Origin of the sequence: Phenylobacterium sp. (genome assembly GCF_030651185.1) — a bacterium.
Taxonomy (GTDB): domain Bacteria; phylum Pseudomonadota; class Alphaproteobacteria; order Caulobacterales; family Caulobacteraceae; genus Phenylobacterium.
The window spans coordinates 134,774-159,016 of the sequence record NZ_JAUSCJ010000013.1 but is presented as its reverse complement, the minus strand read 5'-3'; the positions used below and the strand labels follow the sequence as shown (position 1 = coordinate 159,016).

At 68.3% G+C, this 24,243-nt stretch carries 25 protein-coding genes; 17 read left to right on the top strand and 8 right to left on the bottom strand.

The genetic code is table 11. The features are described from left to right. Positions 1 to 26 precede the first annotated feature (26 nt). The 8 genes from Q7J39_RS05895 (at position 27) to modA (ending at position 6,530) form a co-directional block, all read left to right on the top strand. Positions 27 to 746, top strand: a complete 720-nt coding sequence (locus Q7J39_RS05895) for a TVP38/TMEM64 family protein (RefSeq protein WP_304821397.1) — start codon at positions 27 to 29, stop codon at positions 744 to 746. Positions 747 to 766: 20 nt separating this feature from the next. After that, entirely contained in the window at positions 767 to 1,027 is a 261-nt protein-coding gene (locus tag Q7J39_RS05890; RefSeq protein WP_304821395.1) for a hypothetical protein, read from the top strand. Then, positions 1,024 to 1,311: a type II toxin-antitoxin system RelE/ParE family toxin gene (locus tag Q7J39_RS05885; protein WP_304821393.1), complete on the top strand. Its 288-nt coding sequence runs from the start codon at positions 1,024 to 1,026 to the stop codon at positions 1,309 to 1,311. The genes Q7J39_RS05890 and Q7J39_RS05885 overlap by 4 nt, the downstream gene beginning before the upstream one ends. 2 nt (positions 1,312 to 1,313) lie before the next feature. Further along, positions 1,314 to 1,934, top strand: a complete 621-nt coding sequence (locus tag Q7J39_RS05880; RefSeq protein WP_304821391.1) for a glutathione S-transferase family protein — start codon at positions 1,314 to 1,316, stop codon at positions 1,932 to 1,934. A gap of 215 nt (positions 1,935 to 2,149) precedes the next feature. Continuing rightward, positions 2,150 to 3,748, top strand: a complete 1,599-nt coding sequence (locus tag Q7J39_RS05875; protein WP_304821389.1) for a 2-isopropylmalate synthase — start codon at positions 2,150 to 2,152, stop codon at positions 3,746 to 3,748. A gap of 153 nt (positions 3,749 to 3,901) precedes the next feature. Continuing rightward, positions 3,902 to 4,786, top strand: coding sequence for a DMT family transporter (locus Q7J39_RS05870; RefSeq protein WP_304821387.1), 885 nt, complete (start codon positions 3,902 to 3,904; stop codon positions 4,784 to 4,786). Between the two features lie 49 nt (positions 4,787 to 4,835). Continuing rightward, positions 4,836 to 5,651, top strand: a complete 816-nt coding sequence (locus tag Q7J39_RS05865) for a phytanoyl-CoA dioxygenase family protein (protein WP_304821385.1) — start codon at positions 4,836 to 4,838, stop codon at positions 5,649 to 5,651. 105 nt (positions 5,652 to 5,756) lie between these two features. Next, complete coding sequence (gene modA / locus Q7J39_RS05860; RefSeq protein WP_304821383.1) at positions 5,757 to 6,530, top strand: molybdate ABC transporter substrate-binding protein; 774 nt, start codon at positions 5,757 to 5,759, stop codon at positions 6,528 to 6,530. A 163-nt stretch (positions 6,531 to 6,693) separates the two neighbouring features. Here modA and Q7J39_RS05855 read toward each other — a convergent pair whose 3' ends face one another. After that, positions 6,694 to 8,217, bottom strand: a complete 1,524-nt coding sequence (locus tag Q7J39_RS05855; protein WP_304821381.1) for an ABC-F family ATP-binding cassette domain-containing protein — start codon at positions 8,215 to 8,217, stop codon at positions 6,694 to 6,696. Positions 8,218 to 8,593: 376 nt separating this feature from the next. Between Q7J39_RS05855 and Q7J39_RS05850 the strand changes: the two genes are divergently transcribed. From Q7J39_RS05850 to rodA, 5 genes are read left to right on the top strand one after another with little or no spacing between them, the layout of a single operon-like run. Beyond that, the gene (locus Q7J39_RS05850) at positions 8,594 to 9,637 is read left to right on the top strand and encodes a rod shape-determining protein (protein WP_215341221.1); all 1,044 of its coding nucleotides are present in this window, start codon (positions 8,594 to 8,596) and stop codon (positions 9,635 to 9,637) included. Between the two features lie 59 nt (positions 9,638 to 9,696). Next, complete coding sequence (gene mreC / locus Q7J39_RS05845) at positions 9,697 to 10,824, top strand: rod shape-determining protein MreC (protein WP_304821378.1); 1,128 nt, start codon at positions 9,697 to 9,699, stop codon at positions 10,822 to 10,824. After that, positions 10,821 to 11,336: a hypothetical protein gene (locus Q7J39_RS05840; RefSeq protein ID WP_304821376.1), complete on the top strand. Its 516-nt coding sequence runs from the start codon at positions 10,821 to 10,823 to the stop codon at positions 11,334 to 11,336. Before mreC ends, Q7J39_RS05840 begins: the two co-directional genes overlap by 4 nt. Positions 11,337 to 11,348: 12 nt before the next feature. Further along, positions 11,349 to 13,340, top strand: a complete 1,992-nt coding sequence (mrdA, locus tag Q7J39_RS05835; RefSeq protein ID WP_304821374.1) for a penicillin-binding protein 2 — start codon at positions 11,349 to 11,351, stop codon at positions 13,338 to 13,340. Continuing rightward, the gene (gene rodA, locus Q7J39_RS05830; RefSeq protein ID WP_304821372.1) at positions 13,337 to 14,494 is read left to right on the top strand and encodes a rod shape-determining protein RodA; all 1,158 of its coding nucleotides are present in this window, start codon (positions 13,337 to 13,339) and stop codon (positions 14,492 to 14,494) included. Before mrdA ends, rodA begins: the two co-directional genes overlap by 4 nt. Before the next feature lie 157 nt (positions 14,495 to 14,651). Here rodA and pip read toward each other — a convergent pair whose 3' ends face one another. Both pip and Q7J39_RS05820 read right to left on the bottom strand, forming a co-directional pair. Beyond that, positions 14,652 to 15,644, bottom strand: coding sequence for a prolyl aminopeptidase (gene pip, locus Q7J39_RS05825; RefSeq protein WP_304821370.1), 993 nt, complete (start codon positions 15,642 to 15,644; stop codon positions 14,652 to 14,654). Positions 15,645 to 15,654: 10 nt separating this feature from the next. Next, complete coding sequence (locus Q7J39_RS05820) at positions 15,655 to 16,665, bottom strand: alpha/beta fold hydrolase (RefSeq protein ID WP_304821368.1); 1,011 nt, start codon at positions 16,663 to 16,665, stop codon at positions 15,655 to 15,657. A gap of 96 nt (positions 16,666 to 16,761) precedes the next feature. On the opposite strand from Q7J39_RS05820, the gene Q7J39_RS05815 reads away from it, so the two are divergent. Genes Q7J39_RS05815 through Q7J39_RS05805 form a run of 3 tightly spaced genes read left to right on the top strand, consistent with a single transcriptional unit; the run spans position 16,762 to position 18,608 of the window. After that, positions 16,762 to 17,979 (top strand): multidrug effflux MFS transporter, encoded by a 1,218-nt coding sequence (locus tag Q7J39_RS05815; RefSeq protein WP_304821366.1) that lies wholly within the window; start codon positions 16,762 to 16,764, stop codon positions 17,977 to 17,979. Between the two features lie 32 nt (positions 17,980 to 18,011). Then, positions 18,012 to 18,302 carry a type II toxin-antitoxin system RelE/ParE family toxin gene (locus tag Q7J39_RS05810; protein WP_304821364.1) on the top strand — a complete coding sequence of 97 codons (291 nt, stop codon included), beginning with the start codon at positions 18,012 to 18,014 and terminating at the stop codon, positions 18,300 to 18,302. Between the two features lie 9 nt (positions 18,303 to 18,311). Further along, a complete protein-coding gene (locus Q7J39_RS05805) occupies positions 18,312 to 18,608 on the top strand; it encodes an addiction module antidote protein (protein WP_304821362.1) in 297 nt (98 codons plus the stop codon). A gap of 88 nt (positions 18,609 to 18,696) precedes the next feature. Here Q7J39_RS05805 and Q7J39_RS05800 read toward each other — a convergent pair whose 3' ends face one another. Together Q7J39_RS05800 and Q7J39_RS05795 are read right to left on the bottom strand one after the other, a co-directional pair. After that, the gene (locus tag Q7J39_RS05800) at positions 18,697 to 19,686 is read right to left on the bottom strand and encodes a sensor histidine kinase (protein ID WP_304821360.1); all 990 of its coding nucleotides are present in this window, start codon (positions 19,684 to 19,686) and stop codon (positions 18,697 to 18,699) included. A gap of 189 nt (positions 19,687 to 19,875) precedes the next feature. Then, positions 19,876 to 20,184 (bottom strand): hypothetical protein, encoded by a 309-nt coding sequence (locus Q7J39_RS05795; protein WP_304821358.1) that lies wholly within the window; start codon positions 20,182 to 20,184, stop codon positions 19,876 to 19,878. Between the two features lie 267 nt (positions 20,185 to 20,451). Here Q7J39_RS05795 and Q7J39_RS05790 point away from each other — a divergent pair, with 267 nt between their 5' ends. Then, complete coding sequence (locus tag Q7J39_RS05790) at positions 20,452 to 21,093, top strand: glutathione S-transferase family protein (protein WP_304821356.1); 642 nt, start codon at positions 20,452 to 20,454, stop codon at positions 21,091 to 21,093. A 65-nt stretch (positions 21,094 to 21,158) separates the two neighbouring features. Here the strand turns inward: Q7J39_RS05790 and Q7J39_RS05785 are convergent, their stop codons facing one another. From Q7J39_RS05785 to Q7J39_RS05775, 3 genes are read right to left on the bottom strand one after another with little or no spacing between them, the layout of a single operon-like run. Continuing rightward, complete coding sequence (locus Q7J39_RS05785) at positions 21,159 to 21,503, bottom strand: DUF423 domain-containing protein (protein WP_304821354.1); 345 nt, start codon at positions 21,501 to 21,503, stop codon at positions 21,159 to 21,161. A 4-nt stretch (positions 21,504 to 21,507) separates the two neighbouring features. After that, the gene (locus tag Q7J39_RS05780) at positions 21,508 to 22,938 is read right to left on the bottom strand and encodes an amidase (RefSeq protein WP_304821352.1); all 1,431 of its coding nucleotides are present in this window, start codon (positions 22,936 to 22,938) and stop codon (positions 21,508 to 21,510) included. A 3-nt stretch (positions 22,939 to 22,941) separates the two neighbouring features. Next, positions 22,942 to 24,222 carry an aminotransferase class III-fold pyridoxal phosphate-dependent enzyme gene (locus tag Q7J39_RS05775; protein ID WP_304821351.1) on the bottom strand — a complete coding sequence of 427 codons (1,281 nt, stop codon included), beginning with the start codon at positions 24,220 to 24,222 and terminating at the stop codon, positions 22,942 to 22,944. Positions 24,223 to 24,243: the final 21 nt, after the last annotated feature.

Here is a 24,243-nt window from a genome sequence, read left to right as displayed (position 1 = left end):
TCGGCGGCGATAGGCGAGGGCAGGCCATGCGTCGCCTTTTCCGCTTCGTGACCGAAATGGACGCCCAGGCGTGGCGAACGCTGGCGGTGTCCTTCGTGCTGTTCGGCGGGGTGGGGATCGTCTTTCTGTTCGGCGCCCAGGTGCTGGGCTTCAACGGCGAGGCCACGGTCGAGCAGTGGCTGGGGGCGGCGAGCGGTCCCTGGGCCCTGCCGGCGGCCGTCGCGGCCTTCGCGCTGCTGGCCTTCATCGGCGTGCCGCAGTTCATGCTGATCGCCGCGGCGGTGGTGGCCTTCGGACCGTGGACCGGATTCGCCTACAGCTGGATCGGCACCATGGTGTCGTCGCTGGTGGGTTTCTATCTGGGCCGGTTCGCCGGCGCCCGGGCGCTGGCGACCATCTCCGGCGAGAGCATGCAGCGCTTCATGGGCATGGTGGGGCGCAACGGCTTCCTGGCCAGCCTGATCGTGCGGCTGGTGCCCTCGGCGCCCTTCATCGTCGTCAACATGGCCGCCGGGGTGACGCCGATGAGGGTCATCCAGTTCGCGGCGGGGACCGCCATCGGCATCATCCCGAAGATCGGCCTGACCGCCTTCGCCGGAAATTCCATCGTCCAGGCGATGAAGGGCGGCAGCACCAAGCACATCGTCTGGCTGGTGGCCGTCGCCGCCCTCTGGATCGGCATCGGCTGGTTCGCGCGGCGGTGGCTGAAGTCACGGGAAGCTGACAAGGCTGACGGCGAGGGCTAGGCTCGGGGTTCGGAGGAGACATGAGTGTGCATGTGACCCTTGAACTGACCGATGATCAGAAGACGCGGCTGGATGATCTGGCGCGGCTTCAGGACTCTCCGGTTGAGGCGCTGCTGATGGACGCCGTCGAGCGCGTGCTGGACCACGACGCCTGGTTTCGCGCCGAGGTTCAGAAGGGCCTCGACGATCTTCGTGAAGGCCGCACGGTTTCCCAGGAAGAGGCCCTGGCCGAGAACCGGGCTCGTCGCGAACTTCTCCAGGCCAGGAAAGCGGCAGGTTGAAGGTCATCTGGGCGAGCAGCGCCCGAGAAGACGTCAACCACATCGTTCTCCATATCGCCGAGGACAACGTCGACGCCGCCCTGCGTATGGAAGACAGAATCGAGTCTGCTGTCGGTCGGCTGGACTCGATGTCCTTGCGAACACGTTCGGGACGGGTGAGCGGCACGCGAGAGTTGGGCGTGACCGGAACACCTTATGTCGTCGTACTTGCCATCACAGATGATGTGGTCGGTGTGGTGCGCGTCCTTCACGGCGCCCAGTCTTGGCCACCACAAGAGAGCTGATCATGCTGAAACTCTACTCCTTCCCCGGCACCATCAGCCTGGCCGTCCACATCGCCCTGGAAGAGGCCGGCGCCGACTATGAGCTGGTGAAGGTCGATTTCCTGACGAACGAGCAGCGGTCGCCGGAGTACCTCGCCCTCAACCCCAAGAGCCGGGTCCCGGCCCTGGTGACCGAGCGCGGCGTGCTGACCGAGGCCCCGGCCCTGATGACCTATGTGGCGCAGGCCTTTCCGCAGGCGAAGCTGGCGCCGCTGGACGACCCCTTCGCCATGGCCCAGGTCCAGGCCTTCAACACCTATCTCTGCAGCGCCGTCCACGTTTCCGCCGCGCACCGCCATCGCGGCTATCGCTGGGCCGACGACCCCGTCGCCATCGCCGACATGCGGCGCAAGGCGCCCCTGGCGGTGGCCGAGCACTTCAGGCTGATCGAGACGGAGTACCTGGTCGGACCCTGGGTGATGGGGGAGGGCTACACGATCTGTGACCCCTATCTCTTCACGCTCACCGGCTGGCTGCCGCGCGACGGGATCGACATGGCCCAGTTCCCGAAGGTGTCCGACCACTTCGCGCGCATGGGCGAGCGCCCCGCCGTGAGGAAGGTTCTTGCGCAACTGGCCGCCTGAGGCCCATCCGGCGCAAGACTCTTGCGGTGAAGCCGCGGATTCTATAGATCGTCTCCCCATGCAATCGCATCTGCACAGCCAGCTTCTTCTTACGCTGGGGCTTAGCCGCCCCTGGGCGCCCCTTTAGGCTGCGCATCTTCGCGGCCGGGCGCTTCAGGGGATGACCCCGACGCTCGAGCCTTCTAAAACACCCCCGCGAAGAATGAAGTGATCCCATGACCGTATCCCCCGCCGATCAGGCCCCGTCCGCCAACGACACCGTTCGCAAGGAAAGCGACCGCGTCATCGTCTTCGACACCACCATGCGCGACGGCGAGCAGTCGCCCGGCGCGTCGATGTCGCTGGATGAGAAGCTGGAACTGGCCAAGATCCTCGAAGAGATGAAGGTCGACGTCATCGAGGCCGGCTTCCCCATCGCCTCCAACGGCGACTTCGAGGCGGTCCGCAAGATTTCCGAGATCGTCACCGAGAGCACCATCTGCGGCCTGGCCCGCGCCGGCATGGCCGACATCGAGCGCGCCGCCGAGGCGATCCGTCCGGCCAAGCGCGGCCGCATCCACACCTTCCTGTCCACCAGCCCCAGCCACCGCGACCACATCCTGCGCGCCAGCCAGGAAGACATCCTGGAGATGATCACCAGGTCGGTGACCCACGCCCGCAATCTGTGCGACGACGTGGAATGGTCGGCCCAGGACGCCACCCGCACCGAGCAGGACTTCCTGCGCCGCTGCGTCGACGCCGCCATCAAGGCCGGCGCCGGCACGGTGAACCTGCCTGACACGGTGGGCTATTCCTATCCCAGCGAATACGCCGACATCTTCCGGGACATCCTGGAGAACGTGGACGGCGCCGACCGCATCATCCTGTCGACTCACTGCCACAACGACCTGGGCCTGGCCGTCGCCAACAGCCTGGCGGGTGTTCAGGGCGGGGCGCGGCAGGTCGAAGTGGCCATGAACGGCATTGGCGAGCGCGCCGGCAACGCGGCCCTGGAAGAGGTCGTGATGGCCCTGAAGGTGCGCGGCGACCGGCTGCCCTACTTCACCAACATCGAGACCCAGCACATCACCCGGGCCAGCCGCTACACCTCGGCGATCACCGGCTTCCCGGTGCAGTTCAACAAGGCGATCGTCGGCAAGAACGCCTTCGCCCACGAGAGCGGCATCCACCAGGACGGGATGCTGAAGGACCGCGGCACCTACGAGATCATGAGCCCTGAGACCGTCGGCCAGGGCGCCTCGAACCTGGTGATGGGCAAGCATGCCGGCCGGGCGGGCTTCCGCGAGAAACTGAAGGAACTGGGCTACGAACTGGGCCAGAACGCCCTGAACGAGGCCTTCCAGCGCTTCAAGGATCTGGCCGACAAGAAGAAGCACGTCTTCGACGACGACATCATCGCCCTGGTGGACGACGCCCTGGCCAGCGGCGCCGACCGCATCCAGGTCAAGCACCTGCGCGTGGTGGCCGGCACCGAGGGCCCGCAGCAGGCCGAGCTGACCGTGACGGTCGACGGGGTCGAGAAGTCGGGCGCCGCCACCGGCGACGGTCCGGTGGACGCGGTGTTCAACGCCATCCACCAGGTCGTGCCCCACACCGCCATCCTGCGCCTGTTCCAGGTGCATGCGGTGACCGAAGGGACCGACGCCCAGGCCCAGGTCTCGGTGCGTCTGGAGGAGGACGGCCGCATCGCCACCGGCCAGGCCGCCGACACCGACACCCTGACCGCCTCGGCCAAGGCCTATATCAACGCGCTCAACAACCTCCTGGTCCGCAAGGAAAAGAGCGCGCCGGACGCCATCGCGTCAGGGTTCTAGCTCCGTAAGAGCTGTCATCCCGGTTTCCGCGGGAGCGGAAGACCGGGACCTATAGGCGCCGATTTTTCCTGATGGCCCCGCACGTCTGGGTCCCGGACTGGCGCTGCGCGCCCTCCGGGATGACGCTTGGGGTGGGCGAGGAGCCCTGTTGTCATGCTCTGGATACTTCTGACGGTGGCCGCCGCGCCGCTGCAGGTGGCCCGCAACGCCCTGCAGCGCGGCCTGGTGGGCGACGCCGGGCCCTGGGGCGCGACCCTGGTGCGCTTCCTGTTTGGCCTGCCGTTCTCGCTGGCGATCTTTGCGGTGGTGGCGGTCCTGACGCCTGGCGCCGAGCCGCATCTGTCGGTCCGGTTCGCCATCGCCGTGGTGGCCGGCGCCATCGCCCAGGTCAGCGCCACGGCGGCCCTGCTGATGGCCATGCGCCATTCCGGGTTCGCGGTGGCGACCTTCATGCAGCAGGCCTCCCTGCCCATCGCGGCGGTCATGGGCTGGCTGTTGTTTGGCGACCATCTGGGGCCCATCCAGTGGGGCGGGTTGGCGGCCACCACGATCGGTCTACTGGTGCTGTCCTGGCCCCGGGGCGATGAGGCCCGGGCGGGGGCCCTGAGCGGCTCGTTGTTCGGCCTGGCCTCTGGCGTCGCCTTCGCGGTGGCGCTGAACGGCTATCGGCAGGCGGGTCTGGCGCTGGACGCCGACCATCCGATCTATTCGGCGACGGCGGCGCTCTGCGTCGCCCAGACCCTGCAGTCCATCGTGCTGAGCGCCATCCTCGCCGTCACCCGGCCCCAGGCCCTGCGCTCGGTGGCGGGATCCTGGAAGCAGTCCCTGGGGGCGGGGTTCTTCGGCACCGCGGCCTCGGCCTTCTGGTTCTCGGCCCTGGCCCTGGCGCCGGCCGGCCAGGTGCGCGCCATCGGGGTGATCGAGGGGCCGATCGCCGCGGCGGCCGGTCGCAGGCTGTTCAAGGAGAAGCTGACCCTGGACCAGATCGCCGGCGGCGCGGCCACGGCCATCGGTGTGGTGATGACAGCCCTGGGGTAAGGCGGGCTATGCTGCATCGTCCGCCGAAAGAGCGGGGAGGGAACACGCCATGGCCTTTGACGCCGACGCCCACACCGAGGCCCTGCACCGCGACGGCTACACGGTGATCGAGGACTTTTGCGATGCAGACACGCTGACGGCGATCCGTCGGGGCCTGGCGCCGCACATGGAGCAGCACCGGGGCCGCAACGACTTCGAGGGCTTCGCGACCGAGCGGGTCTACACCCTGGTGGCGCGGGGCAAGGTGTTCGAGAAGGTCACCGAGGATCCCCGGCTGCTGGCGATCCTCGACCGGTTCCTGCAGCCGGGTTACCTGCTCTCGGCCAGCCAGGCGATCTGCATCTATCCGGGCGAGAGCGCGCAGGCTGTCCACACCGACGACGGCTTCTACCGCCTGAAGCGGCCCCGTCCGCCGGCCTCGATGAGCCTGATCGCGGCGGTGGACGACTTCACGCAGGACAACGGCTGCACCGAGGTGATCCCCGGCAGCCACCTGTGGAGCGACGAGGAGGTGGCGGCGCTCAAGCCGTCGGATCTGCCGGGCCTGCTGAAGCCGATGGTGATGCCGGCCGGTGCGGCCATCGTCTTCCAGGCCACCCTGCTGCACCGGGGCGGCGCCAACCGCAGCCAGGCGCCACGCCAGGCCTTCACCAACCAGTATTGCGAGCCCTGGGGCCGGACCCAGGAGAACTTCTTCCTTGGTGTGCCACAGACCCTGGTGAAGACCATGTCGCCGCGACTGCAGCGGCTGCTGGGCTACGACATCTGGCCGCCGTTCATGGGCCACGTGACGGCGTCGCATCCGCTGAAGACGCTGGAGGCGGGTTACGTGCCGCCGGTGCTGGTGGACCGGGTTGGGGACTAGGCGCGACGGCTGGGCGCGGCGGCTCGCCTGTCCCTATATTCGGCGTTGTCCATCGGCCACATTCGAGCCAGCGTCCAAGGCGTTGCTCCCTCAGAGGAAATTTTTGTGAAGCTCATCCGCGCGATCGCAGTCCTTGCCGCCGCCTGGACGCTCGCGGCCGCCCCGGCGCTGGCCGCCGACAAGCCGGTGACCGTCTTCGCCGCCGCCTCGCTGAAGAACGCCCTGGACGAGGTGGGCGCGGCCTATGCCGCCAAGACCGGTGGGGCGGCGCGGTTCTCCTATGCCGGGTCCTCGGCGATCGCTCGCCAGATCGAGCAGGGGGCGCCCGCCGACGTCTATATCTCCGCCGATAGCGACTGGATGGACTATCTGGCCGGCAAGAAGCTGATCGTCACGGCCAGCCGCCGCGATCTGCTCACCAACCGCCTGGCCCTGATCGCGCCCAAGGGCGCCAAGGCCAGCCTGAAGATCGGCAAGGGCATGCCGCTGGCCAAGGCGCTGGGCGCGGGACGCCTGGCGGTCGCCGGGCCCGATGTGCCGGCCGGCCGCTACGCCAAGGCCTCGCTCATCAAGCTGGGGGTCTGGGACAGTGTTTCGGGCAGGCTGGCCCAGGCCGAGAATGTACGGGCCGCCCTGCAGTTCGTGGCCCGCGGCGAGGCCCCGTTGGGCGTCGTCTACGACACCGACGCCAAGGTGGAGCCGAGGGTGAGGATCGTCGGTCTGTTCCCCGACGCCAGCCACCCCCCCATCGTCTATCCGGCGGCCCTGGTGGCCGGGAGCAGCAACCCGCGGGCCTCGGCCTTTCTGAGCTTCCTCAATGGGCCGGAGGCCGGCGCGGTGTTCAGGAAGTACGGGTTCGTGGTCCTGCCGCGGAGGTGAGCCTCCCAATTCCTCCCCCTTCGGGGGAGGGGGACCGCGAAGCGGTGGAGGGGGTTAGGGCCGTGCAAGCGGCGAGGCCCAAGCCCCCTCCGTCTCGCAGGCTTCGCCCGCGATCCACCTCCCCCGAAACGCGCTGGCGCGCTGGGGGAGGAATTTCGAGGGTCTACTGGGCCTCGAAGAACGCGTCAGGCCCTTCGACCTCGATCAGCTTGCCCCTGCGGATCTCCATGAACCGTGTCGCCGCCGCCCGGGTGAAGTAGCGATCGTGGGAGACGAACAGGCAGGCGACATCGGAGGCCTCGAGCTGAGCCTCCAGGGCTTCCTGGCCCTCGATATCCAGGTGGTTGGTGGGTTCGTCCAGCAGGTAGAGGTTGGGCTTGGCCAGCTGCATCTTCAGGAAGGTCAGGCGCGCCCGCTCGCCGTGGCTGAGGTCGGCGATCGGCCCCTTGATGCGGTGATAGGGGAAGCCCGCCTTGGCCAGCAGGGCGTTGGCGTCCTTGGTGGTCGCCCCGTCGACGGCGGTCAGATAGTCCAGCAGGCTGGTCTTCAGGGGCAGTTCGGCCATCTTCTGATCGAAATAGACCAGCCGGGCCTGCGGGTTGAAGCGCACCGGCGCCTGGCCGTCATAGTGCTCCTGGTCCGGATCGAAGGCGCGGGCGAGCGCATTGAGCAGCATCGACTTGCCGGCGCCGTTGACGCCGAGGATGGCGATACGGTCGCCGGTCGCCACGTTCAGCCGGTCGATGGTGAACAGCTTGCGGCTGCCATCGGGCACGGTGACCGTGTGGCCCTGGATGCGCAGGGCGACCTTGGCGTCGATCTCGCCGTCGTGCAGTTCCAGTCGCCGCTCGCGGGCGACATAGCTCTCGGTGCGCTCGGTCTCGATGCGGTCGATGCGCTTCTCGGTGGCCTTGGCGCGCTTGTGGAACTTGTCGTTCTTCACGCCCCAGATCCGGTAGCGGGTGGCCATCTTCTCCAGCCGCTCGATCTCCTTGCCCTCCAGCTGGCGGCGCACGGCGTCGGCGGCGTCGCGGTGCAGCAGCTGCTCGCGGGCGCGGCTGAAGGGGACGCTGAAGGAATGGGCTCCGTCCGAGCGCAGGAAGATGGTCCGCGTGGTGGTCCGTTCCAGGAACTCGCGGTCGTGGCTGACGATCAGCATGGGCAGGCGGTCGTCGTCGGCCAGCCAGCTCTCCAGGGTGTTGATGTTGGAGAGGTCCAGGTGGTTGGTGGGTTCGTCGAGGATCAGCAGGTCGGGTTCGGCCAGCTTGGCCGCCGCGGCGATCAGCATCAGCCGCTGCCAGCCGCCGCTCAAGCTTCCGAAGGTTTGCTGGGCGGTCTCGTAGCTGACCCCGATCTCGTCCAGCAGGACATCGACCTTCCAGTCCTCGCTGCCGTCGGTGAGGGGCAAGGCGCTTTCCAGCACCTCGCGCACGGTCTTGTCGCCGAGGCCCGGCGGCACGTCCTGCGGCACGTAGCCGATCTTCAGGCCGCGCGACTTGATGATCTGGCCCTCATCCAGCTCAAGCTCGCCCAGCAGGCATTTGAGCAGGGTGGACTTGCCCGCGCCGTTCTCGCCCACCAGGGCGGTGCGCGCGGCGTCGAGCTGCAGGGAGACACCCTCGAAGACCTTGCTGGCCCCGTAAAGGAACCGCGCTTTCTCGACCCCGAGAACCGCCTGACCGGACATGTGAGCGCCCTCCGGCCGCAAGCTTCAGTGGACGAGGGTTCTAGTCCCCGCGCGGCTTCGAAGCTGTCACTTCGAAGCGACACAGGCCATCCATCTTGGCCCGCGCGACCGGCGATCGGAGCCCGGCGCCCGATCGGTGTTCGCCTCGCCGCGGTCGACGGGGCAGCTTCACCAGAACGTGTGCGGGCGGTGGGGTGAGGTGGTTTAGCAGCGGCTGTCATTAAGCCTTGAAATCAACCCATTGGCAGGGCACACGCATGGGGTCCTGCAAACGGAGGCTGAAGCGCTGGGCGGCTTGATTCTTCAAGGCGCTGGGTGAGGCGGCTCAAGTCTTCGCAGACCAGCAGTCACCGTCTCCCACCCATCAGGGCTCTGCATGATCTCGTCCCTCTTCGGCGCTATCTCCAACGACATCGCCATCGACCTCGGCACCGCCAACACCCTCATCTACATGAAGGGCAAGGGCATCGTGCTGAACGAGCCCTCGGTGGTGGCGTTGCGTAATGTCGGCGGTCGCAAGATCGTCCACGCCGTGGGCATAGAGGCCAAGCAGATGCTGGGCCGCACGCCCGGCCACATGGAGGCCATCCGCCCCATGCGCGACGGGGTCATCGCCGACTTCGAAGTCGCCGAGGAGATGATCAAGTACTTCATCCGCAAGGTTCACAACCGCAAGGGCTTCGTGAACCCCAAGGTCATCGTCTGCGTGCCGTCCGGCGCGACCGCCGTGGAACGCCGCGCCATCAACGACAGCTGCCTGAACGCCGGCGGCCGTCGGGTCGGCCTGATCGACGAGCCGATGGCCGCGGCCATCGGCGCCGGCCTGCCCATCCATGAGCCCACCGGCTCCATGGTGGTGGACATCGGCGGCGGCACCACCGAGGTGGCCGTGCTCTCGCTGTCGGGCATCGTCTATTCGCGTTCGGTCCGGGTCGGCGGCGACAAGATGGACGAGGCGATCATCAGCTACATGCGCCGCAACCATAACCTGCTGATCGGTGAGACCACCGCCGAACGCATCAAGAAGGAAATCGGCACCGCGCGGGCTCCGGCCGACGGCGAGGGCCTGTCCATCGAGGTCAAGGGCCGCGACCTGATGCAGGGCGTGCCGCGCGAAGTGCGCATCAGCGAGAAGCAGGCGTCGGACTCCCTGGCCGAGCCGGTGGGTCAGATCGTCGAGGCGGTGAAGATGGCCCTGGAAGCCACGCCGCCGGAACTGGCCTCCGACATCGCAGACAAGGGCATCATGCTCACCGGCGGCGGCGCCCTGCTGCGCGGCCTGGACGCCGAGATCCGCGACCACACCGGCCTGCCGGTGACGGTGGCCGACGATCCGCTCTCCTGCGTGGCGCTGGGCTGCGGCAAGGTGCTCGAACATCCCAAGTGGATGAAGGGCGTGCTCGAATCAACGCTGGCGTAATACTTGCAGATCGGCGTGGGGAAACGGGGCGTCCCGTCACCCTGAGGACGGGCGGCTAGGTGGCTTTTCGAGAAAGTCCGTTTGGCGAACTGAAGGTGCCGCTGGCGTGGACCGCCGCGGTGGCTCTGATCGTGGCCGTCGTCGTGGCCGTCGCCCTGCTGATGTCCGACCGCCGAGAGACCTTTCAGTCGGAAGCCTATGGCGTCACGCGCCAGGTGGGCGATGCGGTCGCCGCCCCGGTCAGTGGCGCGCTCGCCGCGCCGGGCCGCTGGACCGGCCTGGGCATGGAGAACATCCGCGACTACCTGTTCGCGGTCTCCGAGAACCGCAAGCTCAAGGCCGAGCTCAAGGAAGCCCGCCAGTGGCGGGACGTGGCCATCGCCCTGCGCGACACCAATGACCGCTACAAGTCCCTGCTGGGCCTGAAGACCGAGCCGCCGATCCCGATGGTCGCCGCCCGCACGGTGACCGACAGCCGCGGCCCCTTCGCCAACACCCGCCTGGCCAACGCCGGCGTGGAGAAGAACATCCAGCCCGGCAATCCGGTGATGAGTGAGAGCGGCCTGGTGGGCCGCGTCATCGGGGTGACCCGGGGCGCCAGCCGAATCCTGCTGCTCACCGACATCGCCTCGCGCACCCCGGTGATGATCGACCGGACGAATGCGCGGGCCATCCTGACCGGCGATGGCGGCCCCAATCCCAAGCTCGACTACCTGCGCGGCAAGGCGCCGGTGCAGCAGGGCGACCGGGTGCTGACCTCCGGCGACGGGGGGGTTCTGCCGCGCGGCCTGCCGGTGGGCGTGGCCGTGAAGGGCCTGGACGGCCGCTGGCGGGTGATCCTGGCCTCCGACGCCGCTCCCATCGACTTCGTCCGCATCCTGCTGTTCCAGGACTTCTCCCAGCTGGAGAAGGCCCAGAAGGACGAGCTGGACAAGATGCCCGTGCCGCCGCCGTCCGGACCCGTCGCGGGCGTGGGCGTGGCCCCGGTTCCCGGCGCGCCCGTCGCCAAGCCGCCGACCACCATCACCGCGACCACCGTGACGCCGGCCAAGCCGGCTACGCCCAAACCCGCGACCCCGAAACCCGCCGCGCCCAAGCCCAAGCCCGCTGCGCCCAAGCCGCCTGCGCCAACCCCGGCCCCGACCCCCGCGCCCACCGCGACCGCCCCGGCGGAGGCGCCATTTTGAGCCTCTCAGCGGCCCGTCCTCTGGATCCGTGGCGCTGGCTTGGCTTTCCCATGCTCCAGTGCCTGGGCTGGACCCTGGCGTTTGGCATTCCGCTGAGGGTCTTCACCCTGCAACTGCCTGAGCCGGTGTTCTGCATGGTCCCGGCCTTCGCCTGGGCGGTGATCCGGCCTTCGATCCTGGCGCCCTTCGGCGTGCTGCTGATGGGGCTGATCCTCGACATCTTCTGGGGCTCGCCGGTCGGGCTGTGGGCCCTGTCCCTGCTGACCGCCTATGGCGTGATCCTGCTCTGCCGCAACTGGCTGGTGGGGCAGAGCCGGCCGATGATGTGGGCCTGGTTCGCCGCGGCCTGCGCCATCGCCAGCCTGGCGGGCTTCCTGTTCACGCGGCTGGACGCGCGCGCCTCGCCCAGCCTGATCGCGGTGTTCTGGCAATTCCTCGCCACAATCCTGCTCTACCCCTTCGCACACCGGCTCATCGACAGGTTCGAGGATGCCGATGTTCGGTTCCGATAGGACGTCGGGCGCATGAGCGAGCCCTCTATCTTCTTCACCGAGGTCAATGAGCGGCAGGGGGTCTTCCACCGCCGCGCCTTCCTGATGGGCGGCCTGTCGGGCCTGGGCCTGCTGGCGCTCACCGGACGCCTGGCCCACCTCCAGCTCGTGGAGGCCCAGCGCTACGAGAAGATGTCGGCCTCCAACCAGTTCAACTTCCGGCTGGTGCCGCCGCCCCGCGGCCTGATCGTCGACCGCAACGGCGTCATCCTGGCCTCCAACCGCCCGAACTTCCGCCTGCTGGTGGCCAAGGACGGGAAGATGGATCCCGAGGGAACGCTCAAGACCCTGGCCCACTTCGTCCCCCTGGACGCCGCGCGCCAGGCCCGTCTGACCAAGGATCTGATCCGCGCGCCCAAACGCTCACCGGTCTCGGTGATGGAGGATATGAGCTGGGAGCAGTTCTCCGCCATCAATGTCCGCGCCCCGGAATTGCCCGGCGTCACCGCCGACATGGGCGAGGTCCGCGTCTATCCGCACGGCGGGGCCTTCGCCCACGTGATCGGCTACGTGGCCAAGGTGAACAAGGAAGACCTGCAGCCCACCGGCCCCAACTCCGAGGCCATCATGCTGCACCCCGGCTTCCGGATCGGACGCCAGGGCGTCGAGAAAGCCTTCGACCTGCGCCTGCGGGGGCGGCCCGGCGCTCAGAAGGTGGAGGTCGACGCCAACGGCCGCGAGGTCCGCCAGGACTCCGGCGGCGACATTCCCGCCACTCCGGGCGCTGAAATCCAGCTTTCCCTCGACGCCGATATCCAGACCCGCGCGCTTGAGGTCATGGGTGACGAGAGCGGGGCGGTGGTCATGCTCGACTGCCGCACGGGCGATGTGCTTTGCATGGCCTCGGCCCCCAGCTTCGACGCCAACCGCTTCGTGCGCGGCATGACGGGTTCGGAGTACCGGGCGCTGGCCAACTATGAACGCAAGCCGCTGCTGGACAAGGCCATGTCAGGCCTCTACCCGCCCGGCTCGACCTTCAAGCCGACGGTGGCCCTGGCGGCCCTGGAGGCGGGCGTCGACCCGGAAATCCGGGTCAACTGTTCGGGCGGCTGGTACTATGGCGGCCGCACCTGGCGCTGCTGGAAGCATGGCGGGCACGGCTCGCAGAACATGCACGACGCCATCAAGAACTCCTGCGACATCTACTTCTACCAGACGGCCCTGAAGGTCGGGCCCGACCCCATCGCGCGGGCGGCCCATGCGCTCGGCTTCGGTCAGGTCTTCGACCTGGGCATTCCCGGCCAGAAGAAGGGCATCGTCGGCTCGCGGGAATGGAAGCGCAAGGCGGTCAAGCGCGAGCCGGTCTGGCAGCCGGGCGACTCCGTCAGCTACGGGATCGGCCAGGGCTATGTGAACGTCAACGCCCTGCAGCTGGCGGTGATGACCGCGCGGCTGGCCAACGGGCGCAAGGCGTTGAACCCTCGCCTGGTGCGCTCGATCGGCGGCAAGGAGCTGCCCAGCGGCGCGGCCGTGCCCGACCTGCCGTTCAAGCAGGAGCACGTCGACTATGTGCGCGGCGCCATGATCGCGGTGGCCAACGATGTCACCGGCACCGCCTATCGGCAGAGTCAGCTCGGGCTCGGGGATGTGATGATGGCCGGCAAGACCGGCACCGCCCAGGTCCGCAGCTATGACAACGTCGCCGACCGCAACTCGGCCAGCGTCCAATGGAAGCTGAAGGACCACAACCTGTTCGTCGCCTTCGCGCCCTATGACGCGCCGCGCTATGCGATCTCGGTGATCGTCGAGCACGGCGGCCTGGGGGGCGCCACGGCCGGTGCGCCGCGCGCCCGCGAGGTGATGCGGGTGGCCCTGCTGAAGGATCCGGAGATCCGCGCCCGCATCGAGAAGCCCCTGCCGATGCCCGAGCTCACGCCGGACGGCCTGGCCGAAGGCGCGGCGCCCGAGGCGCCTGTCGCCGCCGCGCCGCCGACTGCGGCGCCGCCGCCGGGAGACCGCATATGACCGTCAGCGCGCTGACCCGGCCCGGCGAACGCGACCGGCTTGTCGTCAAGTTCAGCGAGATCGACTGGCTGTTCTCGCTGGCCCTGTGCCTGATCGCCGGGGCCGGGGCCCTGATGATGTTCTCCATCGCCGGCTCCTCCTGGGAGCCGTGGGCCGGGGCGCACCTGCTGCGCTTCGGCATCATGTTCGTGATCATGGTGGTTCTTGCCATGGTCGATCTGCGGGTCTGGTTCGCCATCGCCTATCCCCTCTATGGGGTGGGGCTGGTGCTGCTGATCCTGGTGGAGGCGATCGGCGACGTGCGCATGGGCGCGCAACGCTGGCTGGATCTCGGGCCGCTGGGCAGCTTCCAGCCGTCGGAGGTGATGAAGCTGGGGATCGTGCTGGGCCTGGCGCGGTTCTATCACTCGATCTCCGCCGATGACGCCCGCTTCTCCTGGTGGCTGCTGGTGCCGGTCCTGATGATCGCCGCCCCGGTGGTCCTGGTGGCGCACCAGCCCGACCTGGGCACCGCCATGCTGATCCTGATGACCGGGGTCGCGGTGGTGGTGCTGGCCGGCCTCGACTGGCGGGTGATCGCCACGGGCCTCGGCGCCGCGGCGGTGTCGGTGCCGCCGATGGTGATGTTCGTGCTGCACGACTACCAGCGCAAACGCATCTTCACCTTCCTGGACCCGGAGAGCGACCCGTCGGGCTCCGGCTACCACATCCTGCAATCGAAGATCGCGCTCGGCTCCGGGGGTTTCCTCGGCAAGGGCTACGGCCTGGGCTCGCAGAGTCAGCTCAACTTCCTGCCCGAGAAGCAGACCGACTTCATCTTCGCGACCCTGGCCGAGGAGTTCGGCTTCGTGGGCTGTTTCTCGGTGCTGTTCCTCTACGCCGTGGTGATCTTCATGGCCCTGCGCACCGCCGCGCTCGCCCACTCCCACTTCGGGCGGCTCTCAGCCGCCGGGGTGACGGCGACCTTCGCCCTCTATGTGATGATCAATGGCGGCATGGTCATGGGCCTGGCGCCGGTGGTCGGCGTGCCGATGCCGATGCTGTCCTACGGCGGCACCGTCATGGCGACGGTGATGATCGGCTTTGGCCTCGTCCAGGCCGTCCGCGTCCACCGCTATTCGGAAGTCACCAGCGGCAAGGGCAGCTTCCTCTAACCACACTTCCTTCCCCCTCGATGGGGGAAGGGCAGGGATGGGGGTGAGTGCAGGGTGGTGGGCTGAGATAGAGGTCGGCGCCGACCTAGGCGTTCGCCCGAACTCAGCAGGTACACCCCCATCCAACCTTCCCCCATCGAGGGGGAAGGCTTGAGCCTTAAACCGAGAACGCCTGGTCCGTCGCGCGCACCAGCCCATCGACGATGCCCGGTTCCGTCGAGGCGTGGCCGGCGTCCCAGACCACCTCGAAGCGGGCCTCGGGCCAGGCGGTCTTGAGGGTCCAGGCGCTCTCCATGGGCGTGACCACGTCGAAGCGGCCCTGGACGATCCAGCCGGGAATGCCGCGGATCTTGCCGATGTTCTTCAGGATCCAGCCGTCCTCGCTGAAAAAGCCCTTGTTGGCGAAGAAGTGGCACTCGATCCGCGCAAAGGCGATGGCGAAGTCGATCTCGTTGAACTTCGAGGGCCGGGCTTCCGGGCCGCGGATGGAGATGGTGTCACCCTCCCACTGGCTCCAGGCCGCGGCGGCCTCGGCCTGGACGCGGCGGTCTGTGTGGGTCAGGCGGCGGTGATAGGCGGTGACCAGGTCGCCGCGCTCGGCCTCCGGGATCGGGGCCAGGAATTTCTGCCAGGCGTCGGGGAACAGGAAGGACGCGCCGTCCTGATAGAACCACCGCAGCTCCCGCTGGGTCAGCAGGAAGACCCCGCGCAGGACCAGGGCCTCGACCCGCTGCGGATGGGTGATGGCGTAGGCCAGGGCCAGGGTCGAGCCCCAGGAGCCGCCGAACACGGTCCACTTCTCGACGCCCAGATGAATGCGCAGGCGCTCGATGTCGTCGATCAGCGACCAGGTGGTGTTGTCGTCCAGGCTGGCGTTGGGCCGTGACTTGCCGCAGCCGCGCTGATCGAACAGCACCATCTTCCACTTCGACGGGTTGAAGAACCGCCGCATGGTCGAGTTGATCGCCCCGCCGGGGCCGCCATGCAGGATCACGCAGGGCTTGCCCTCGGGATTGCCGCAGACCTCGTAGAAGATCTCGTGCTCGCTCCCGGTCGGCATCCACCCATAGGTGAAGGGCTCGCTCTCCGGGAACAGGCCGCGCCGGTTCGTGGAGGAGGAGAGGGCGGGCGGCGGGGTGTTGCGTTCCATCCCCCGCAGTCTAGCGCGGGAAGCGGCGGTCCATCCAGCCGAGGATGAGGTCATTGACCTCTTTGGGCTTTTCTTGCTGCGTCCAGTGGCCGGAATCCTTCACCAGCACCTTCTCAAGATCACCGATCGCCTCCTCCATGCCGTCGGCCATGGCCGGCGAGAGCACCACGTCCTTCTCGGCCATGATCATCAGGCAGGGGATGCCGTCGACGCGGGTGGGCAGGTCGGCGGACCGCTCCCAGTTGCGGGTGAAGTTGCGGTACCAGTTGATGCCGCCGGTGAAGCCGGTGGCCTCGAAGGTCTCCACGAAGGCGGCCAGTTCCTCAGGCGTCAGCAATTGGTTGGCGGTGTCGGACTTGTCCCAGGCGTTCAGCAGGTCGCCGAAGGCGAAGGTCGACTGGCCCTCCGGCGCGGCCGAGGACATGTCGAGGCCCGCCCCGGCGTCCATGGGGGTGGCGTCGGGCTTGCGCATGAAGAAGCGCATGGTCTTGTCGGCGTCAGCGCCCAGGACCGCGTCAGCCACGCCCGGCTTCTGGAACCAGACGATGTACATGTCCTCGCCGAACGCCATGCGCATGGCCGCGATGGGGTCGAAGGGCGAGCGGCGCATGAAGGGGGTGTTCAGTCCGATCACCCCGGCGCAGCGGTCGGGATGCATCAGCGGCATCTGCCAGACGATGATGCCGCCCCAGTCGTGGCCGCAGAAGATCGCCTTGTCGATCTTCAGGTGATCCATCAGGCCGACCAGGTCGCCGGTCAGGTGCTCCATGTCGTAGTCGGTCACCGCGTCGGGGCGGGAGGTCAGGCCGTAGCCGCGCTGATCGGGCGCGATGGCCCAGCGCCCGGCGGCCTCGCAGGCGGCCAGCTGGTGGCGCCAGGAGAAGGCCAGTTCCGGGAAGCCGTGGCAGAAGATGATCGGCACGCCTTGCCCGCGCGGGCCCACCTCATAGTAGGCCATGTCGATGCCGTTGACGGCGGCGTGCTGCACGGGCGGCATCTGGCGGGCGAGGGCGGCGGACATGGGCGGCGTTTCCTTGTGCGTTTGACCCATGGTGCAGGGCTTCCGGTCGGGGAAGGCAAGCCTTCCCACCTCGACGAACCGGGTTAGAACCAGACCATGAACGATCCCCGCGCGCCGTACGTCCCGGAAAAGACCCCCTGGGGCCTGGTGATCCTGCTGGGATCCCTGACGGCCTTCGCGCCGATGTCCATCGACATGTATCTCTCCAGCCTGCCGGCGATCGGGGCGGATCTTGGCGCCAGCCCGGCCCAGACCCAGGGCACCCTGGCGGCCTTCTTCGCCGGCATGGCCATCGGCCAGTTCATCTACGGACCGGCCTCCGACCGCTTCGGCCGCCGTCCGCCCATTGTGGTGGGGGTGGCCATCTACATCCTGGCCTCCATCGCCTGCGCCCTGGCGTCATCGCCGGAGATGTTGATCGGCGCGCGGTTCATCCAGGCCCTGGGCGGCTGCGCCGGCGGCGTGGTGGCCCGCGCCGTGGTCCGCGACCGCTTCAACCACACCGAGACGGCGCGGATGCTGTCGCTCATGACCCTGATCATGGGCCTGGCGCCCATCCTGGCGCCCCTGCTCGGCGCGGCCCTGCTGGTGGCCGGCGGCTGGCGGCTGAACTTCTGGTTCCTGGCGGCCTTCGGCCTGGTGGTGGGCGGCGCCTCCCTGTGGCGGATGAAGGAGTCGCGCTCGCCCGAGACCCTGGCCCAGGCCATGTCGGAGAGCCCCTTCGGCGCCTATATGGCCCTGCTGAAGCAGCGGCGCCTGATCGGCTACTGCCTGGCCGGGGCCCTGAACGGGGCGACCCTGTTCACCTACATCTCCGCCTCGCCGGAACTCCTGATGGGGACCTATGGCGCCACGCCCACCCAGTTCCCGTGGCTGTTCGGCCTGAACGCCGCCGCCGTCATCGGGTCAAGCCAGATCAACCGCTACGCCCTGCGCCGCGCGACGCCGGACGAGGTGCTCAGCCGCGCGAGCCTGGCCTCGGTCTTCGCCGGCGCCCTGCTGGCGCTGGCCGCGGTCACCGGCATCGGCGGGCCGTGGACGGTCCTGCCCATGCTCTTCATCCTGCTGGGGACCTACGGCTTCATGCAGGGCAACACCATGGCCGGCGCGCTCAACGTCGACACCCGCCGGGCGGGCTCCGTCTCGGCCCTGATGGGCGGCGCCTCCTTCGGGGTCGGCGCGCTCGCCTCAGGCCTCACCGGCCTCCTGCACGACGGCACAGCGCGGCCCATGGCCCTGACCATGTTCATCGCCCTGATCGGCTCGGCCCTGGCGCTGCGGTTCCTGGCCCTGCCGAGGAAGGGCGAGGGATAACATTGTCAGTCTGTATCTTGTAGGATACGATTGTGATCGAAGTTCGCGAGACAGAGGCTTATGCCGCCTGGTTTGACGCGCTTGGGGATGCGCAGGCCCGCGCACGGATACTGATCCGGATCCGCCGCCTGTCCTTGGGCAATCCGGGCGACGTAAAGCCTGTGGGCTCCGGGGTGAGCGAGATGCGGATTGATTATGGTCCGGGCTACCGGGTCTATTTCGTTCGCCGAGGCGACACCTTGGCGATCCTGCTGGCGGGCGGTGACAAGCGGACGCAAAGCCGGGACATCGCCGCGGCGATCGCTCTGGCGGCGCGGCTTTAGGAGCAGATGATGGCGAAGACCGAAACCGTGACAACCCGTGTTTGGGACCCCGCCGAGCATCTGAAGACCGAGGCCGATGTGGCCGCCTACCTGCAGGCCTCCCTGGATGAGGGCGACACCGGCCTGATCATGGCGGCGCTCGGCGACATCGCCCGCGCCCGTGGCATGTCGGAGGTGGCCCGCGCCGCCGGGCTTGGCCGCGAGAGCCTCTACAAGGCGCTCTCCAAGGACGGCAATCCGGAGTTCGCCACCGTGCTGAAGGTGGTGCAGGCCCTCGGGCTGAAGCTCACGGCGACCGCCGCCTAGGTCGTGTGGCCATAAGATCGAAGAGGGGAGGCGCGCTTCGCCGAACTCCGGTGCGACAAGGCTTGGGCGACCCGCAGCGGTCGCCGTGTCAGGTCTGGCGCGACGCGGAGGGACTCGGCCAGGTCAACCGGGCGCTCGCGCCGGGGTCGGCCGACTGAAGCGACCACTGCCCGCCCAATTGTCGCGTCAGCGCGGTGATGATCCGCAGCCCCAGACTTCCGAGTTCGGCGGTCGCCGTTCCGGAGACGCCCACGCCGTCGTCGGCGATGACCAGGGTTCGAACCGCCCCGTCGTCGGACAGCTCGATCGTGATCTCGCCGGGACGATCGGGGAAGGCATGCTCCAGGGCGTTGTTCACGCATTCCAGCATGATCAGGACGACCGGCGTGGCTTCCTCGGCTGACAGCACCACCCCGCCGCTGGAGATGGATACGGCGACATCGTCGCGGGCGGCCGCCTGCAGCGCGTCATCGACGATGGAGCGCGCCAGGGACTCAAAGGCGGTGGCCTGCCGCTCGGCGTCAGCCAGGCTTCTCTGGATCTGGGCCACCAGGGCGGTGCGCGCAGACGCGTCGGCCAGGGCCTTGCGGGCGCCCGGATCGGTCGAGGCGCGCGCTTCCAGGCTCAGCAGCGCGCTCACCACCTGGATATTGTTGGAGACCCGGTGCTGCACCTCCCGCAGCAGGATGTCGCGGCTCTCGGCGAGGGCGGCGTTGCGCTCGACCTCGCGCGACAGCCGCCGCGACGCGCCGTCCATGCCGACGATGAAGAAGATGTCGACCGCCGCGACGAAGATGTAAAAACCCAGGGCGACCAGGGTGGCGACGCCGATGTCAAAGCCTGGCGGACCGATCCAGAACCACCAGGCGGCCAGGCCAGACAGGGTGGCGGTCAGGATGGCAGGCCGCGGGCCGGCATAGTAGGCCACCAGCACCACGGCCGGGAAGAAGGTCAGGTAGGGAAAGCCCGGCGGGAACCAGTGCGCCAGCGCGAAGCGCAGGGTGAAGGCCACACCCCAGGCGAGGAGGGCCAGCAGGTAGCCTCGCCACGCGGGGTGTCGGAAGAAATCTTGAGGCATGCGGCTCCCGGCAGGGCGCGCGGAGAGCGGCGGCTACCTCTACCTATCGAAGCTACCCCCAGAAAGTCCATTCCGGAAGCCCGCCGAGATCAAGCGCGGCTCGGGGCGAAGGCTTCGGGAGCGGGAAGGGGACGTGCTTCGGGTCCGAGACGGGTGGATTTCAGACCTTCGAGGCAGGCGCGCCTGATCTCACGGCGCGATACGCGTCGAGCGCGTCTGGATCGATCTCCACTCTGACATTCTCGGCCTGGTGGGTGTTCGAGCCGCGTTGCTCACGTCTGATACCCAATATTCCTCGCGCGTCTCGGCATCGATGAAGTTGCCGCGCACACCTCGACCTCCGATGCTCGCGAGTTCGCGGCCTCGGTATCGAACCGTCTTTCCCGTTTTCGAGAACTCGGCCCAGCCGATGCGAGCAGGGACGCCATCGATGTCGCCGTCCTTGTTCTCGATGTACATGAGCCGTCGACCGAGGCCGCGAGTAAGCTGGTTCTTCATGGCAAGGCCAGTTTTCGCCCGAGCCGCGCAGCTTCGCAATATCACTTGGACGTTGGCAACGGGTCGTGAGCGGTCGCGACCAGAGTCGCCGCAAGCAGACGTTCAGCTAAATGGCCCGGATGCGGACCTTGTCGACGTCGGCTGAGGGTGGGTTGCAGACCTCCTATCCCGCCCATCGCCTTGTTCCCAAAGCTACGGCGCTCCACGTCCGATCTGCTCGAGATTGCCTCTCCCGCGCTCAGCTGGTCTGATCCCTTTGGGGGCGCCATGCGAGCAGCGGATTTACCTACGGTCTACGGCGCGTCCTACAGCGTCTATGTGCAGGCCTTACGGCTGACGCTTTGGGCGAAGGGAGTCGGGTACAATCTGGTAGAGGTTGATGCTTGGACGGAGGGCAAGCAACCGGCCTATCTGACGCGCCATCCCTTCGGTCGTATTCCGGCCTTCCAGCATGGCGATGTGCGCCTCTATGAGACGGCGCCTACTTGTCGATACGTAGACGAGGCGTTCGAGGGACCAGCCTTGCAGCCGAGCGCGCCATCCGGGCGCGCATCGATGGGCCAGGCAATTTCCATCATGGACAACTATGCTTACCGCACGCTGGTCTGGGGCTTGTACGTCGAGCAAGTGGAAGGCCCGCGCCGCGGGCGAAGGCCAGACCCGGTGCGGCTCGACGCCTCACGTCGTGAAGCTCGGGTGTGCCTGGCGGCGCTTGAAGCCATCTCGCCGGAAGGGGAATGGCTGAGCGGCGATACACTTTCCCTTGCGGACCTCCACGCCGCGCCGATGTTCCGCCTCTTCGCCGAAGCCCCCGAATTCGACGAGCTGATGTCCAGCCACCCCCGGCTGCTCAAGTGGTCTGATCGCATCAATACAGCTACGCAACCCGCCGGGCTGTTTGAACGCTAGGGCGCCGACCCAACTGTCCGCAACGGGTCGATCCCGGTCTTCGCTCTCTGGTCGAACAGCGGGCCCTAGGCCTTCGGCCGGCTCCAGGCCAGCGCCGCCCAGCCGGCCATGAAGGCAAGGCCCCCCAGGGGGGTGATGGCGCCCAGCCAGCGGGGCGCGCCCAGGCCCATGGCCCACAGCGAGCCGGAGAACAGCACCAGGCCCGCCAGGAACAGCGGCGGCGCCAAGGCCGCGCCGCGGCCGAACCTCTGGGCGGCGGCGAACACCGCCAGCATGTGGACGAAGCCGTAGAGGGCGCCGGTCTTCAGCCACTCCTGGGCTTTCGGATCGGTGATCCCGTGGGCGGCGAAGGCGCCGAAGCCGACGCAGAGGAAGCCGCCGATGGCGGCCAGGCGAAACCAGGGACCCATGGACCTACCCCCAGACCGCGGGACGGCGGCCTTTCCAGGGGGCTTCCTTCTCAAGTTGCGCGGCCAGGCGGAAGAGGGTGGCTTCGTCGGCGTAGCGGGAACTGAACATCATGCCGATGGGCAGGCCGTTCGAATCCATCTCCAGGGGCAGGGAGATGGAGGGCTGGCCGGAGAAGTTCATCGGCGGCGTGAAGGGGAAGACCTGGCCCTGGCGGCGGTTGACCTCCTTGGGCTCCAGGTTGACCGGGTCGATGAAGCCGACCTCCGGCACGGGCGTGCCCAGCACCGGGCAGAGATAGATGTCCCAGTCCTCGAAGAAGGCCAGGGTGAAGCGGTTCAGGGCGCGCAGGTCCTGCAGGGCGCGGAAGGCCTGGGCGCCGGTCACCCGGCGGCCGCCCTTCAGGGAGGCCCAGGTCAGGGGCTCCAGCTCGTCCTGTTCCGGTTCGCGGCCCACCTCATCGATCAGGCGCTCCATGCCGCCGGCGAAGTTGGCGCCGCTCACCGGGCCGCGGGCGGCGTAGAGGGCGCGGTAGTCGATGCCCAGACCCTTCTCCACCACCTCGTGGCCCAGGCCCTTCAGCAGGGTGGCGGTGCGTTCCAGGGCCGCCTGGATCTCCGGGTCGATGGGGCGGCCGTTGGCGGTCTCGCTGGACCAGGCGATGCGCAGCTTGCCGGGCGAGGTCTCGATCTCCTGCGCATAGGGCCGCGCCTTCGGCGGCAGGGCGTAGGGCGAGCCCACCTCGGGTATGCCGGTGACGTCCAGCATGACGGCGCTATCGCGCACCGTCCGGGTCACCACATGGTCCACCACGAAACCGGCCGCGTAGTCGTAGGCGTCGGGCAGGTTGGGCACCCGGTCGCGATTGACCTTCAGCCCGACCAGACCGCAGCAGGCGGCCGGGATGCGGATCGAGCCCAGGCCGTCGCTGGCGTGGGCCATGGGCACGATGCCCGCCGCCACCGCCGACGCCGCGCCGCCCGAGGAGCCGCCGGAGATGTGGGCGGGGTTCCAGGGATTGCGGCAGGGGCCCAGCAGGGCGCTCTCCGTCGTGCCGGTGATGCCGTATTCCGGCGTGTTGGTCTTGCCGAGCGGGATGACGCCGGCCTGGCGGTATCGCCGGGTCAGGCCGCCGTCCTGGGCGTCGACGATGTGGCGGGCGAACTTGCTCCCTGACGTGCGAGGCCAGCCGGCCACCGGCATGCCCAGGTCCTTGATCAGGAAGGGCACGCCCTTGAACGGGCCGTCGGGCAGCGGGCCCTTGGCGCGGTCGCGGGCTTCGTCATAGGCGGTGTGGACCACCGCGTTCAGCGTGCCGTTGTGCCGCTCGATGCGCGCGATGGCGGCGTCCACCAGCTCCAGGGGCGTCACCTCGCCCTTGGCCACCATCTGGCCCAGGGCCACGCCGTCGTGCTCGGAATAGTCGCTGATCGGCATGGTCTAACCTTGGCTGGAGGGCATGAGGAAACTCATCTTGGCGACCGGTGCGAGGCTGGGACCCTGGGTCTTCAGCACCGCGAAGGAGGCTTCGGCGGCGTCGAGGGCGGCGTCGATGTCGGCCTCGGTCATCGCCGCGCACATGAACATGTTGTGCCACGGGTGGACGTAGACGCCACGGTTCAGCATCTCGCTGGACCAGCAGAAGCCCTTTCGCAGGTCGGGATCGTCGTCGAACAGGAACAGCGGCATCTGCACCGGCCCCGAGACCCGGAAGCCGAAGCCGGCCGCCGTCGCCCGCTCGCGAAGGCCGTCGGCCAGCCGGTCGCCCAGGGTCTGCAGGCGCTCCAGATAGTCGGTGTCGCGCACCAGGCGCAGCGTCTCCAGGGCCGCGGCCATCGGGGCGGCCTGGTACCAGAAGGAGCCGGTGACATAGATCTGCGAGGCGGCCTTCCGGGCCTTGTCGGCGCCCAGCATCATCGAGATCGGATGGCCGTTGGCCAGGCACTTGCCCCAGGTCGACAGGTCCGGCTGCACCCCGATCCGCGACCAGGAGAGGTCGCGCGACAACCGCAGGCCCGCGCGGACCTCATCGACGATCAGCAGGGCGCCGGTGGCGTCGCAGATTTCGCGGGCCTTGCGGGCATAGGCCAGATCGGGGTCGGCCTGGTCGATAAAGGCGTCGTGCTTGAAGGGGGCGGCGAAGATGCCGGCCAGGTCATCGCCCGCCTGGGCGGCGGCCGCCTCCAGGCTGGCCACGTCGTTGTAGTCGCAGAAGATCTGGTGGGCCTGATCGCTGGGCACCGTGCCCGCAGGGCGGTTGACGCACCAGGTGGCCGCGCCGTGATAGGCCCCCTTGGCCCGGATGATGGTCTTACGCCGGGTGTGCTGGCGGGCGGTGGAGAGCGCCATGGAGGTGGCGTCCGTGCCGTTCTTGCAGAAGATCGCCCAGTCGGCGTGGGTCACCAGGGCGGTCATCTCCTCCGCCAACCGCACCATCAGTTCGGTGGGGCCGGTGAGGGTGTCGCCGAGGCCCAGCTGGCGCACATAGGCCGCATCGATCTCCGGATGGGCGTAGCCGAACAGGTTGGGGCCATAGGCGCACATGAAGTCGAGGTAGCGATGGCCGTCCACGTCCCAGAGGTGGGCGCCTTCGCCACGCGCGAAGAACTGCGGATAGTCGTCGGGCAGCAGGCCCACCGACTGGTGACCGTACATGCCGCCGGGAATGACCGCGGCGGCGCGTTCGCGCAGGGCGCGGTCTCGGCTGTTGGCTCGGCTCATGCTGGTCCCCTGTCCTTCGCC

What these genes read in the sequence shown, in the direction of transcription:
- Q7J39_RS05895 (WP_304821397.1), top strand. Translation starts at nt 27, where the DNA reads ATGCGTCGCCTTTTCCGCTTCGTGACCGAAATGGACGCCCAGGCGTGG.
- Q7J39_RS05890 (WP_304821395.1), top strand. Translation starts at nt 767, where the DNA reads ATGAGTGTGCATGTGACCCTTGAACTGACCGATGATCAGAAGACGCGG.
- Q7J39_RS05880 (WP_304821391.1), top strand. Translation starts at nt 1,314, where the DNA reads ATGCTGAAACTCTACTCCTTCCCCGGCACCATCAGCCTGGCCGTCCAC.
- Q7J39_RS05875 (WP_304821389.1), top strand. Translation starts at nt 2,150, where the DNA reads ATGACCGTATCCCCCGCCGATCAGGCCCCGTCCGCCAACGACACCGTT.
- Q7J39_RS05870 (WP_304821387.1), top strand. Translation starts at nt 3,902, where the DNA reads ATGCTCTGGATACTTCTGACGGTGGCCGCCGCGCCGCTGCAGGTGGCC.
- Q7J39_RS05865 (WP_304821385.1), top strand. Translation starts at nt 4,836, where the DNA reads ATGGCCTTTGACGCCGACGCCCACACCGAGGCCCTGCACCGCGACGGC.
- Q7J39_RS05855 (WP_304821381.1), bottom strand. Translation starts at nt 8,217, where the DNA reads ATGTCCGGTCAGGCGGTTCTCGGGGTCGAGAAAGCGCGGTTCCTTTAC.
- Q7J39_RS05850 (WP_215341221.1), top strand. Translation starts at nt 8,594, where the DNA reads ATGATCTCGTCCCTCTTCGGCGCTATCTCCAACGACATCGCCATCGAC.
- mrdA (WP_304821374.1), top strand. Translation starts at nt 11,349, where the DNA reads ATGAGCGAGCCCTCTATCTTCTTCACCGAGGTCAATGAGCGGCAGGGG.
- rodA (WP_304821372.1), top strand. Translation starts at nt 13,337, where the DNA reads ATGACCGTCAGCGCGCTGACCCGGCCCGGCGAACGCGACCGGCTTGTC.
- pip (WP_304821370.1), bottom strand. Translation starts at nt 15,644, where the DNA reads ATGGAACGCAACACCCCGCCGCCCGCCCTCTCCTCCTCCACGAACCGG.
- Q7J39_RS05820 (WP_304821368.1), bottom strand. Translation starts at nt 16,665, where the DNA reads ATGTCCGCCGCCCTCGCCCGCCAGATGCCGCCCGTGCAGCACGCCGCC.
- Q7J39_RS05815 (WP_304821366.1), top strand. Translation starts at nt 16,762, where the DNA reads ATGAACGATCCCCGCGCGCCGTACGTCCCGGAAAAGACCCCCTGGGGC.
- Q7J39_RS05805 (WP_304821362.1), top strand. Translation starts at nt 18,312, where the DNA reads ATGGCGAAGACCGAAACCGTGACAACCCGTGTTTGGGACCCCGCCGAG.
- Q7J39_RS05800 (WP_304821360.1), bottom strand. Translation starts at nt 19,686, where the DNA reads ATGCCTCAAGATTTCTTCCGACACCCCGCGTGGCGAGGCTACCTGCTG.
- Q7J39_RS05795 (WP_304821358.1), bottom strand. Translation starts at nt 20,184, where the DNA reads ATGAAGAACCAGCTTACTCGCGGCCTCGGTCGACGGCTCATGTACATC.
- Q7J39_RS05790 (WP_304821356.1), top strand. Translation starts at nt 20,452, where the DNA reads ATGCGAGCAGCGGATTTACCTACGGTCTACGGCGCGTCCTACAGCGTC.
- Q7J39_RS05785 (WP_304821354.1), bottom strand. Translation starts at nt 21,503, where the DNA reads ATGGGTCCCTGGTTTCGCCTGGCCGCCATCGGCGGCTTCCTCTGCGTC.
- Q7J39_RS05780 (WP_304821352.1), bottom strand. Translation starts at nt 22,938, where the DNA reads ATGCCGATCAGCGACTATTCCGAGCACGACGGCGTGGCCCTGGGCCAG.
- Q7J39_RS05775 (WP_304821351.1), bottom strand. Translation starts at nt 24,222, where the DNA reads ATGAGCCGAGCCAACAGCCGAGACCGCGCCCTGCGCGAACGCGCCGCC.